General features: G+C 33.4%; 13 protein-coding genes. 5 read left to right on the forward strand and 8 right to left on the reverse strand.

The annotated features are described in order from the left end of the window. Nucleotides 1-18: 18 nt before the first annotated feature. The 5 genes from ACGH4F_RS05875 to ACGH4F_RS05895 form a co-directional block, all read right to left on the reverse strand. Entirely contained in the window at nt 19-1,392 is a 1,374-nt protein-coding gene (locus ACGH4F_RS05875; protein WP_324101220.1) for a Do family serine endopeptidase, read from the reverse strand. 72 nt (nt 1,393-1,464) lie between these two features. Further along, nucleotides 1,465-1,866, reverse strand: coding sequence for a ZapG family protein (locus tag ACGH4F_RS05880; RefSeq protein WP_411590413.1), 402 nt, complete (start codon nt 1,864-1,866; stop codon nt 1,465-1,467). Between the two features lie 61 nt (nt 1,867-1,927). Next, complete coding sequence (locus ACGH4F_RS05885; protein WP_267351938.1) at nt 1,928-2,389, reverse strand: DUF721 domain-containing protein; 462 nt, start codon at nt 2,387-2,389, stop codon at nt 1,928-1,930. 739 nt (nt 2,390-3,128) lie between these two features. Continuing rightward, entirely contained in the window at nt 3,129-3,713 is a 585-nt protein-coding gene (locus tag ACGH4F_RS05890) for a hypothetical protein (RefSeq protein WP_411590414.1), read from the reverse strand. A gap of 182 nt (nt 3,714-3,895) precedes the next feature. Continuing rightward, complete coding sequence (locus ACGH4F_RS05895) at nt 3,896-4,618, reverse strand: lipopolysaccharide core heptose(II) kinase RfaY (protein WP_411590415.1); 723 nt, start codon at nt 4,616-4,618, stop codon at nt 3,896-3,898. Nucleotides 4,619-4,788: 170 nt separating this feature from the next. On the opposite strand from ACGH4F_RS05895, the gene ACGH4F_RS05900 reads away from it, so the two are divergent. Further along, nucleotides 4,789-5,088 (forward strand): GIY-YIG nuclease family protein, encoded by a 300-nt coding sequence (locus tag ACGH4F_RS05900; protein ID WP_267351934.1) that lies wholly within the window; start codon nt 4,789-4,791, stop codon nt 5,086-5,088. Nucleotides 5,089-5,112: 24 nt separating this feature from the next. On the opposite strand, the gene ACGH4F_RS05905 is transcribed toward ACGH4F_RS05900, so the two are convergent. The 3 genes from ACGH4F_RS05905 to ACGH4F_RS05915 all read right to left on the reverse strand — a co-directional run bounded on the left by ACGH4F_RS05905 (nt 5,113) and on the right by ACGH4F_RS05915 (nt 8,003). Further along, complete coding sequence (locus tag ACGH4F_RS05905) at nt 5,113-6,099, reverse strand: serine/threonine protein kinase (RefSeq protein WP_411590416.1); 987 nt, start codon at nt 6,097-6,099, stop codon at nt 5,113-5,115. 12 nt (nt 6,100-6,111) lie between these two features. Next, the gene (gene yihA / locus ACGH4F_RS05910; RefSeq protein ID WP_065559653.1) at nt 6,112-6,723 is read right to left on the reverse strand and encodes a ribosome biogenesis GTP-binding protein YihA/YsxC; all 612 of its coding nucleotides are present in this window, start codon (nt 6,721-6,723) and stop codon (nt 6,112-6,114) included. A 68-nt stretch (nt 6,724-6,791) separates the two neighbouring features. Then, nucleotides 6,792-8,003 carry an aspartate aminotransferase family protein gene (locus ACGH4F_RS05915; RefSeq protein ID WP_267379088.1) on the reverse strand — a complete coding sequence of 404 codons (1,212 nt, stop codon included), beginning with the start codon at nt 8,001-8,003 and terminating at the stop codon, nt 6,792-6,794. Nucleotides 8,004-8,211: 208 nt separating this feature from the next. Between ACGH4F_RS05915 and ACGH4F_RS05920 the strand changes: the two genes are divergently transcribed. From ACGH4F_RS05920 to ACGH4F_RS05935, 4 genes are all read left to right on the forward strand, one after another. Beyond that, nucleotides 8,212-8,481 carry an oxidative damage protection protein gene (locus ACGH4F_RS05920; protein WP_065559651.1) on the forward strand — a complete coding sequence of 90 codons (270 nt, stop codon included), beginning with the start codon at nt 8,212-8,214 and terminating at the stop codon, nt 8,479-8,481. 8 nt (nt 8,482-8,489) lie between these two features. Next, nucleotides 8,490-9,560, forward strand: coding sequence for a membrane-bound lytic murein transglycosylase MltC (mltC, locus tag ACGH4F_RS05925; protein ID WP_411590418.1), 1,071 nt, complete (start codon nt 8,490-8,492; stop codon nt 9,558-9,560). Between the two features lie 365 nt (nt 9,561-9,925). Beyond that, nucleotides 9,926-10,471, forward strand: coding sequence for a hypothetical protein (locus ACGH4F_RS05930; protein ID WP_411590419.1), 546 nt, complete (start codon nt 9,926-9,928; stop codon nt 10,469-10,471). Between the two features lie 241 nt (nt 10,472-10,712). Further along, nucleotides 10,713-11,327, forward strand: a 615-nt coding sequence (locus ACGH4F_RS05935; protein ID WP_411590421.1) for a hypothetical protein, incomplete at its 3' end; no start/stop codon positions are given.

Genomic DNA, 11,327 nt, shown 5'->3' on the forward strand with positions numbered 1-11,327 from the left:
GAAAAATTTATTCAGGAATTAGCGTAAAATTAAATATAAACGGCTATCACCCCGAACAATATTTAGCGCAATTGCAGATGGTTTGCTGTCAATAATTTTACGAAGATCCGCAATATTGTTGACACGTGTTTTATTTACACCCGTGATAAGGTCGCCTTCTTGTAGGCTTAAACTTGATGCAGGTGAATTTTTAGCAATGCTTTCAATAATTACACCTTTTTGTCCTTTAATTTCACCATTAGTTAATATAGCGCCGTCAAGGGAAGCGTGTAAAGATTTTGCTTCGGTCGTCGATTCGTCGCTATTTTTTAATTTTACACTAACGGTTAGATTTTTACCGTCACGAATTAAACCTAATTCAACAGTTCGTCCAACACCAGCGGTAGCAATTTTAGCTCGTAATTCGGCAAAACTATCAACGGGTTTTCCATCCATTGACACAATCACATCGCCAGATTTAATACCCGCTTCCTTTGCGGCCGAGTCATCGATAACTTCACTAACAAATGCGCCTTTTTGAATTTCGAGATCAAACGCCTTTGCAATATCAGAAGTTAATTCATTCCCTTTTATACCTAATACACCCCGTTTGACTTCGCCAAATTCAATTAATTGCGAAGTTAAATTTTTCACCATATTACTTGGAATCGCAAAACCGATACCTACATTTCCACCACTAGGTGCAATAATGGCGGTATTAATTCCAACTAATTCACCATTTAAATTGACCAAGGCTCCACCAGAATTGCCTCGATTAATTGACGCATCTGTTTGAATAAAATTCTCAAAACCATTCATACTAAGTCCACTACGAGCAAGCGCGGAAATAATACCCGAAGTAACCGTTTGACCAATTCCAAAAGGATTACCAATTGCCACAACATAATCACCAACACGTAATTTATCCGAATCAGCGAGTTTCAGTGCGGTTAATTTTTTACCATCTTGAATTTGCAGTAATGCAATATCACTTTGTTGATCTTTACCAATTAATTTGGCTTGATACTCATGACCATCATTTAAAGAAATAATGATTTTATCTGCATTTTCAATAACATGATTATTGGTTACTACGTAGCCTTTTTCAGCATCAATAATGACACCAGAACCTTGACCAGTAAACGCTCTCGATTGACTGTCAGGATAACCAAAGAAACGTCTAAATTCCTCTGGCATGTTATTTTGCATCTGAGCAACACCTTCAACTTTAATGCTAACAACAGACGGTAATACTGTTTCTAGCATTGGAGCCAAACTCGGTTTTTCAGTATTATTATCGGTAGGTATCGATGGAAAAGCAGCATAAGCATTTGAAAACATCGATAAACTTATACTTATACTTAAAGCAATAACACTTAATAGTTTTTTTTGTTTTTTTACTGAATTGTTCATTTTACAACTCTCGCTTTTCGAATAATTTAAAAATAATAGAAACTTGTACTAGCGTTTACTAGTGAATTCGTATTAAGACCGTTGATCATCCGTTTTAAATAAATTTGAAGGATTATCAGAATAATCTTTAGGTTGCTTTTCTAAAACTAATTTTGGGCTACTGTCAGAAGTATTTTCATCAAGACTAAGATTAGGCATATTTTCGCTACCAATAATCTGTTGCGAATTTTCTGCCATATGTTGATAAAGACGTCTAAACTCTTTAGCCATATTATCTAAGATTTCAGCACTGTGGGAAAAATGTTGAGCAATCATTTGTTTTTGAGTTTTCAACTCTTCTTGTGCTTTATCAAGCTCTCGTTTGGTATTTGCATATTGACGAGCTTTAGGACTAACCACATTCATTAAAATAGCGCCAACAATCAAGCCTATCACTAATCCAATTAAAATATAAATGATGATGTCTTTTTCCATAAATTACTCCTTGTACTTTATATAGTCTGATTATATAAAATTAATATAAACTTGCTAGTTATCATTTTGCATGGTTAGCAAGTTTAATCAATTGTTTTTTTAGTTTATTTGGTGCATTTTCTGCTAATGCATATAAATAAGTTGCACTAATTTGTGTCATGGTACTGTTCATTGTAGCATCATTTGACGAATGATTAACCCTTTGGGATGAAGGTGCAGCAATATCAGGATTAATACGATATTGAATTGATGCTAAAGATGGCAATAGGTTTTTGCGAATACCGGTTAATAAATTGCTTTGTTCATATTTTAGCCGAGTAAGCCAACTCGCTGAACTGACTTCAAGAATGAGAATACCTTGCCTAAAATTAGATACCCGACATTGAACATTTAACGGAGGAGGCAATAGATCAAATACAACATTAGCTAATTTCTTTAACGCATATATTCTTTCTTGAATATGCAATAAAGAAGAATCTTGCGTCAAAATTGACGAAAGTATTTGTGGTTCATTATCACGCATAGGCTAACCTCATGCTCTCCATTATGATCTTTTGCTCTGTTTAAAAAACATACGCAATATATGACTAAAATAATTTAGCGCATCTAATAAAAAATATCTTACTAAAAAAAAACATTTACAGATAGTTAAAAAATCTTTTTCAAATTGTTAATCTAGCATACTGAAAATAAACAACTTGTTTTTGAAGTCGATACTTTAAAGGAATAGCACCGTTTAAAAACGTTTATTTCAAGTAATAGCATAATTATCGTTTTATAAAAAAGGAAATCATCATTTATAACTATTATTTTAACAAAGATATCCAAGCAGTAAATGACTAAAAGAAATAATTGATACAGATTACTTATGTAGCTAATTTAATTTGATATATTTCAAATTAAAACATAAAAAATTGTTGAAAATTGTAAATAAATGACGTGGATTGTAATTTAAATAAGATTATCATTGCCGATTATAAAAATTAATAACAAAACTTAAAAAAATTTAATTAAACAGAAAAAGTATAAAAAGTATAAATAGTATGAAGCGATTGGGTTATCGTATTTTGTCACTGTTTTGGTTTTTTGCATCTTAATTGTGCTTGTTAAAATATTCGCTTTAAATTATGTCCTGATCTAAAACCAGTATTTCAAACCGTATATTAATGATTTCTGTTCAATGACACTAAAATATTAAATACGGTGATTTTGGTTTAATACTTAATAAGTTCAGAAAAATTTAATTCAAATAAAACGTGTTATTATTTTAATAAACATGATTGGATCTTATTGATTTCTTTATTTAGTGCATCGATAACTAAGTCAGGATGTGATCGTTGTAAAGTTTTAATGTTTTCAAAACCATCATTTACTGTCGAACCCGTATATTGTTGAGCCTGTTTAATGTTGCTAAATAGATAATGAATATTGTTTTGATGGTGAGTAGCCGTTAAAGTATAACTGACAAAATATTTAGCGTTATAATGATAGTCGGTTATGGCATTGGCAACAACATGATTTCCTTCAACTAGCTTAATCGTTTGCCCCCCATTTATTGTGATCGATTGTTGATTAGGGATGTTGTATGAATACCACCAAGGTGATCCAAAATAACTTTCGTTTGTTAGCACAACTGGTCCATTATTGAGTTCTTGTGCAATACACAACGACAAGGAAGAATGAAGATTTTGGGTTGGTATTGTTTTGCTATATTTATTGAGAATATCATCGCCCGATGCGTTTTGTGATATTTCGACGCCTTGGGTTTGATAAATCGACGCCATTTTGGGCGATGTACAGCCCGTTAGCACAGCAACAAGAGTGAATAAAATTATAAACGCTTTCATGGCTAGCTCCTCATAGGTGTTAAATGGTTTATTGATTAGTTTACTCATATTGATAAACATTAACCATAAATTGATATTTAAAATTGAATGAAAAGAACCAATGTTAAAAATGTGGAAATCAATAACAATTTTAGACGTTATGCGATTGAGGTAAATAATTACCTCACATCATTAAGATAATATTAAACCTTTTTACCACGAATTTTTCGTGATAATCGTTTAAATCCATGGGTGAATTTTTTAATTGCCATAGCCATAGCCGGAACTTTAATCTTAATATTAAATCGTTCTTGCAGTTCTATGGCATCGTTAGCTTTGGTTAGCCAAATAAACCCTGAATTTGTTAAGTCGATGGCTTTAATTTTGCCATCTGGCGTTAAAATAAAATTACCGCCATGCACATCGTTAGAGACTAAATTATAATGATGAAGTTTTTCGATACAATTTTTGACTTGTTCGCCATGTAATTTCATTTCGTCCCTTGTTAATGAACGACCTTCGATAAAATTAAAAATCATATAGTGGCGTTTAGTTTTTTTATCGAATGCGACTAAATAAAGCTCATAAGCTATGTCGCATTTATCCTGCGAAATTTTAGCTAATTTGTGGATTAAATTGAAATAAAAATCACCGGTTATTTTGGCAATCAGTCGACGTTCCAAACGATTTTCAACGCCACCATCAATTTTAAAAATAAATTTGCTTTGATTATGATTAATTAAATAAGTATATCTTTCAATACGATCACTAGGATCCAGTAATTCATGGTGACCTTCCTCTGCCAGAAAGTGATCAAACAGTTCAAGATAGTCAATTTCATCATTTTGGACGTAAGCGAACTTCATATCACCACGTTCAGTTTCAATTATATTTGCAAAGTTATTCAAATTACTTGGCTCCAACATACAACAACACAATTGGTTTATCTTAAACACTATCTATCTTAAAGTAAATGAAACGATGATAATTATAACGTTTACATAACCTAATTATAATCATCAAAATTTTGCGCTGATTAAAATGTTTTCTTATAATTGAAAATTATTGATAAATACGTTAACTGCTATTGTTTACTATGCTAAATAAGTCATCAGTTTGGTTTCTCTATATTATTAAAACGGCTAATCAAACATTCTATACCGGTATTACTACAGATATAAGTCGACGTTTACATCAACATCAAACTGGTCAAGGAGCTAAATATTTGAAAGGTCATCAAGATCTTACGCTTGTCTATCAAGTTTATGTTGGGGATAAATCCACAGCTTTAAAGCTTGAGTATCGTATCAAACAACTTTCTAAGACTCATAAAGAAAAACTTATTGCACAATCTCCTAACTTAACAGAATTATTGGCAAGATTCATTGCTAACTAATTTATTTTTAGATGAGTTTATAATTCAAAATGCCGACATCAATGCTAAAGGTGGTGAGTAAATTGCTTTAGTTTGCTGTTCAAATTCCTTGAGTTGTTGATACCAAAAATCAACATCTGTGATCCAAGGAAAAGCAGCAGTAAAAGCTGGGTCTTGCCAACGTGTAATAATCCAAGCCAGATAATGAACCATTCTCATTGCTCTTAATGGCTCAATTAATTTAATTTGTTGACTATCAAAATCGTTAAACTCTTGATACATTTCTATTAACGCATCAAGTTGTAGACGTTGTTCTTGCCGATTACCATTCAGTAACATCCATAAATCTTGAATTGCAGGGCCATTACGTGCATCATCAAAATCGACAAGTATGGCTTGGTCTCGCCATAATATATTACCAATATGACAATCACCATGTAAACGGATGCATTGCCAATCATTATGCCAATGTTGTTCAACGGCTTTAATTAGGTGTGTCAGGTTTGTTCTAAGCGCTGAATGAATATTTTTAGGAATAAACTGACAAGATAAAAGTACCTCTTGAGGCTGATAAAGGTACTCTTCAAGACCGATTGTCGGTCGGTGTATAAAGTTTTTTTGAGCGCCAATTTGATGCATTCGTCCTAATAACAGTGAGACTGACTCCATTTGTTCAATGTTATCAGATTCATATTGTCTGCCGCCTATACTTGGAAAAAGCGAGAACAAATAACCTTGATATTCATGCAGAGTGTTGTTATTGACTATTATAGGCGTAACAACAGGGATTTCAGCATCAAATAATGCTTGGGTAAATTGATGCTCCTCAAGAATTTGCTCTCGATTCCAGCGATGTGGACGGTAAAACTTAGCAACATAACGTATTCGCTCTTCATCCATAAATTGGTAGACACGATTTTCATAGCTATTTAATGCTATTAAACCCGAATCAACACGTATCCCGATAGACAATAAACAATCAAGAATAAATTCAGGGGATAGCGCTTGGAATGAAAAAGCAGGATGATGCATTAATTTTCTCTTTTATTGTTGGTTAAACCATTCGTTTAATTGCCATTTTAATGGTTCAAGACCAATACGTTTTGGTGATGAGAAAGGGGATACTGTAATATCACCTTGAAAAGGTAAGATGGCTTCTTTGACCATATTTACTTGTTTTTTGAGCGCTCCAGACGCCAGCTTATCTGCTTTGGTCAATAACAACATGACGGGAATGTTCACCGATACCGCCCATTCAATCATCTGTTGATCTAAATCTTTTAAAGGATGTCTTATATCCATTAATATCACTAAACCTTTAAGGCTTTCACGTTTTTGTAGGTATTCCCCTAATGACTTCTGCCATTTTCGCTTGATTGTTTCTGGCACTTGCGCATAACCATATCCTGGCAAGTCAACCAACCGACAATTAGGCTCGACTTCAAAAAGATTAATAAGCTGAGTCCGCCCCGGTGTTTTACTGGTTCTGGCCAACCCTTTTTGGTTAGTCAGCGTATTAAGCGCACTCGATTTTCCTGCATTTGAGCGACCGGCAAATGCGACTTCTACACCACCGTCAAAGGGCAAATGTGAAATATCTGGTGCACTTAATATAAATTTAGTTTTTGCATAATTTAATGGTCGAATATCGTACATAAATAAGTATCCTATAAATGCGTAGACAGCATTTAATCGATTAAAATGCTGTTACTGTATAGAAAAACTTAAGCATTGACAACTTTTTCAACGGCTTTTGCAAATCGGTTCATCCCTTCTTGGATTTCATCTTCTGATATAATCAGTGAAGGTGTAAAACGTAATACATTTGAACCGGCATTTAAAATCATTACTTTATATTCTGTTGCGACGTTCAAAAAATCGCGAGCTTTGTCATGAAACTCAGGTTGTAATTCAGCGCCAATAAGTAACCCTTTTCCTCGATATTCTCTAAACACATTGAATTTGTCATTAATTTCTTCCAGTTTAGCAATAAATATTGCTCGACGCTTTTCGATCCCTGAAAGCACGTCTGGTGAATTGATAATATCAAACGCTTCACAGCCTACTGCACAAGCAAGAGGATTACCACCATAAGTGGTACCATGTACACCAACATGCATCACAGAGGATACTTGATCGGTGGTTAACATTGCACTAATCGGGAATCCGCCACCCAATGCTTTAGCGGAGGTTAAAATATCCGGTATCACATTGTATTGTTGATAGGTGTATAAACTGCCTGTTCGTCCCATGCCACATTGAACTTCATCAAATATTAGCAAGGCATTATATTCATCACAAAGCAACCTAACACCATTCAAAAATTCAGGTGTAGCCGATGCTAAGCCGCCTTCCCCTTGTACCGGTTCAAGGACGACCGCACAAGTATGATCATCCATGACCGCTTTAACCGCATTAAGATCATTAAACGGAACATGAACGATATCAGCTGGCTTAGGGCCAAATCCATCGGAATATTTTGCTTGACCTCCAACAGAAACCGTGAAAAAAGTGCGTCCATGAAAAGATTGGTAAAAAGAAATAATTTTAGTTTTATAAGGATGAAACTTTTTTGTGGCATAATAGCGAGCAAGTTTGAACGCTGCTTCATTGGCTTCCGCCCCTGAATTGGCAAAAAATACGCGATCAGCAAAAGTATGGTCAATCAGTTTTTGAGCAAGCATTAATGCCGGTTCATTAGTAAACACATTGCTGACATGCCACAATTTTTGACTTTGTTCTTGTAATGCTTTGATTAATCTTGGGTGGCAATGCCCTAAAGCGTTGACTGCAATGCCACCAGCAAAATCGATGTACTCTACGCCATTTTGATCCCAAATCCGGCTACCTTCACCTTTAACGGGGATAAATTGTGCGGGTGAATAAACGGGTAAAATGACTTTATCAAACAGTTCTCGAGAAACGTTATGTTGCATTGTTACATCCTTACCTATATTGACATGTTGCAATCTATTTTATGCCAAATAGAGGTTTAGTAAAGTAAATAATTATTCATTTTATTTGAATTAAAATTCAATTTGAAAGTTTTGCGTATGATAGCGACCGAATAATTTTCTTCTTTTACATAAATGTTTTCAGTTATAATTGGACACTATTTTTAATTGTATTTGGAAAAAGATTAATATGAGCCGCATTATATTTTGCCATTATTTACAAGAAGAATCGGAAGGTTTGGATTTTCAGCTATATCCGGGAGAGCTTGGCAAGCGTATATATAACGAAATTTCAAAACTAGCTTGGCAAGAATGGCTTAAAAAACAAACCATGTTAATCAACGAAAATAAACTCAATATGATGAATCCTGAACATCGAAAAAAAATTGAAGATGAAATGGTTAAATTTTTATTTGATGGTGAAGATATCATTATTGATGGCTATAAACCACAAAATTGAGAAATCACATGAAAAATAACATAAAAATTATTACATTATTTGTTACTGCAAGTTTTTTAGCGGGTTGTCCTAGTAAAAATGCAAATTTCGATAATGAAGATTATTATGTTAAAGATACCAATGCATTTAATATTTTAATCAGCCAATATGCTAATAATATTGAACAAATATGGGGGCCCAAAGAGGTGCTTATTGCGGGACCTAAAGATTATGTTCAATATGAGGATAATTTAGAAACGCGAGTTCATATAAACTTTGTTTCTGGGGTGATTACGATAGAAACATTGTCTGATATGCCCATAATCAGTTTAAAAGATGCTATTGTTTCAACGCTACTAATGCCAGAACCAGATGATATTATTCGTCATGGTAAAATGGGGCAGGATCAGTCACAAGAGCCTTTTTTGTATAATCAGGTGCTTGACCAAGAAATGCAACCTATTCGTTGGAGTGGTAGAGCCAATAACTTTGCTGACTATGTTCTTGCTCATAATATGCAAGTTCGCACATCGGGTTCTCATCAAATTACTTATGTTGAAATTAAACTTGTTCCTAATCATATCAATCAGCGCGCCAGAAAATTTTTACCGTTAGTGATTGAAGCATCAAATCGTTACCTTATAGATGAACGATTAATTTTAGCGATTATGGAAGTTGAATCGGCATTTAACCCCTATGCTGTGAGCCGTAGTGATGCACTTGGATTAATGCAAGTTCAACAACATACTGCTGGACGCGATATTTTTTCATTAAGGGGAAAATCAGGGGAACCTAGCAGGCAATTTTTACTCGATCCTAAAAATAATGTTGATATGGGTACCGCTTATTTATCACTATTAAAAACAAAATATCTAGCTGGGATTAATAATCCTATTTCTTTGAGATACGCAATGATAACATCTTATAATGGTGGTGCAGGTAGTGTACTTCGTACCTTCTCTAATGATCGTAACGAAGCGATTAACATTATCAATTCTATGACCCCACAGCAAGTATATCGAAAATTGGTTACTTCCCATGTTTCACAAGAGTCTCGCAACTATCTTATAAAAGTCAGTAGTATATTAGACAATAGGTAGGATATAAAATAGTCGTGCCATCATATTATATTGATTTATTTATATTATGATGGTCTTTATTAAAGAAACAATAGTTATTTAATTAATCCCGATTTGTTAATTTTAAATTTCACTTCTTAAAAAAAGCTTACCGTGAAGGTAATTGAAATTGATAATAATCTGTTTTATTTGCTGTTTAACCGCTTACAACTCTTAGCAAATAAGGAGTTGATGCGGTTTCAACCTAAACTTAGAATAAGTGAAAATAATAGTAAAGTTTTAGCTATTAAATTTTTAGTAAATTTTATCTTTTCTTTATATCGTTTAAGGTCATCAACCTAAATTTAATAACAGAGTTGCAATAAAATGAAAGGAAATTCTAATTCATGAATAAATGTAAACGGTTCCGTATTTTTTCTGATCTGGTAATAGGTTTGTTGATTTTTCTTGGATCAATTTTTGCTTTCGCTAAAACAATGACTAATTTAATCATGCTTAGAGCTATTGATGATGAATTAAATACAACAGAAAAATTGAATTCAGGCATCTACCATTCTGGACTCTCCTTACAAAAGTTATTTCTTGCTTCTTTGGGATTTTATAAAGATACAAATTATCCGATTAAAAATGTCGGATCTCACAATGAGATATATCAGCAACCTAATTTAGATAATCACCGTCAATTAGAAACATTGTTTTTCAGTCATAGCCATTTTGTTACAGCGCTATTTGAAAAGACTGTTACTGTTATAAAAGAACTATTATCAATAGACAATAAATACAGTGTAATCTCGGCTGCTCAATACGGACTTTTCAAAAACAGTGTTAATGCGGCATCCTTTCAGATTTTAGGTCAATGTGTTGTGCAAGATAGCAATTTGCTAACTAATTTATTTCAACGAAAAGATAGAGCGTATAAAAAATACACATAAAGATATTAACTTGATGATATCTTGATAGTTTAAGACAAAAATTTATTATTTATTGATCGTTTTATTCGATCAATATGTTATGTCAGCTCAAAAAGTCTCAAACTAAAATGTTATTTAAATCATTAATTATTAATTAAATGTTAACTTAAAACGATAATCGGTATAGATGTTAATAAAAGACATTTAACTGAACTAACAATAAATAAAAATAATAGCTATTAAAAGAAAGGAAATAAATTAGATGAAAAAACATAACTGGACCCGACATCCGCTTTGTTTGGGGATAAGTGTTGCTTTTTTACTCGGCTCAAATGGTGTTTATGCCGGTACGGATAACGTGCCCAAATTGAACATTATCCGGGATGAGTTTAATGCAGAAGAAAAGCTTAATTTAAGTATCTATAATCCTAAAGTGAAGTTAACTTCACAAGGATTATTTACAACACCAATGGGGCTTTATGTTTATACCAACTATCCAACCAAAATTGCGGAATACCAAATCACCATTTACCGACAATCTGATTTAGATAACCAATATCCCTTAAAGACTTTCCGTTTTAGTGATATCAGCCCTTATGAAGCGGTATTATGGAATGGCGATACGGATAATGGTGAGCCATTATCGATTGATAGCGAGTATAAAGCGATTTTAACCACCACCAGTTATGACGGTTTGAAAGACAATGTTTATGCGACATTTTTTAAGACATTAGGTTATGGCAGTGCACAAACCGACAGTGATTTTATTTCCTATAGCAAATCTAACCTCCAATCTACCTCGTCGAATTTATTATTTGGTCAATTAAAATCAGACAGCACCATACCGGGCTTTGGTGAAAGCCGAATAAACCATCAG

Source organism: Gilliamella sp. CG35 (assembly GCF_046635745.1).
In the GTDB taxonomy this organism is placed as follows: Bacteria; Pseudomonadota; Gammaproteobacteria; order Enterobacterales; family Orbaceae; genus Gilliamella; species Gilliamella apicola_I.

What these genes read in the sequence shown, in the direction of transcription:
- ACGH4F_RS05890 (WP_411590414.1), bottom strand. Translation starts at nt 3,713, where the DNA reads ATGAAAGCGTTTATAATTTTATTCACTCTTGTTGCTGTGCTAACGGGC.
- yihA (WP_065559653.1), bottom strand. Translation starts at nt 6,723, where the DNA reads ATGTACGATATTCGACCATTAAATTATGCAAAAACTAAATTTATATTA.
- ACGH4F_RS05885 (WP_267351938.1), bottom strand. Translation starts at nt 2,389, where the DNA reads ATGCGTGATAATGAACCACAAATACTTTCGTCAATTTTGACGCAAGAT.
- ACGH4F_RS05895 (WP_411590415.1), bottom strand. Translation starts at nt 4,618, where the DNA reads ATGTTGGAGCCAAGTAATTTGAATAACTTTGCAAATATAATTGAAACT.
- ACGH4F_RS05900 (WP_267351934.1), top strand. Translation starts at nt 4,789, where the DNA reads ATGCTAAATAAGTCATCAGTTTGGTTTCTCTATATTATTAAAACGGCT.
- ACGH4F_RS05930 (WP_411590419.1), top strand. Translation starts at nt 9,926, where the DNA reads ATGAATAAATGTAAACGGTTCCGTATTTTTTCTGATCTGGTAATAGGT.
- ACGH4F_RS05905 (WP_411590416.1), bottom strand. Translation starts at nt 6,099, where the DNA reads ATGCATCATCCTGCTTTTTCATTCCAAGCGCTATCCCCTGAATTTATT.
- ACGH4F_RS05915 (WP_267379088.1), bottom strand. Translation starts at nt 8,003, where the DNA reads ATGCAACATAACGTTTCTCGAGAACTGTTTGATAAAGTCATTTTACCC.
- ACGH4F_RS05920 (WP_065559651.1), top strand. Translation starts at nt 8,212, where the DNA reads ATGAGCCGCATTATATTTTGCCATTATTTACAAGAAGAATCGGAAGGT.
- ACGH4F_RS05880 (WP_411590413.1), bottom strand. Translation starts at nt 1,866, where the DNA reads ATGGAAAAAGACATCATCATTTATATTTTAATTGGATTAGTGATAGGC.
- mltC (WP_411590418.1), top strand. Translation starts at nt 8,490, where the DNA reads ATGAAAAATAACATAAAAATTATTACATTATTTGTTACTGCAAGTTTT.
- ACGH4F_RS05875 (WP_324101220.1), bottom strand. Translation starts at nt 1,392, where the DNA reads ATGAACAATTCAGTAAAAAAACAAAAAAAACTATTAAGTGTTATTGCT.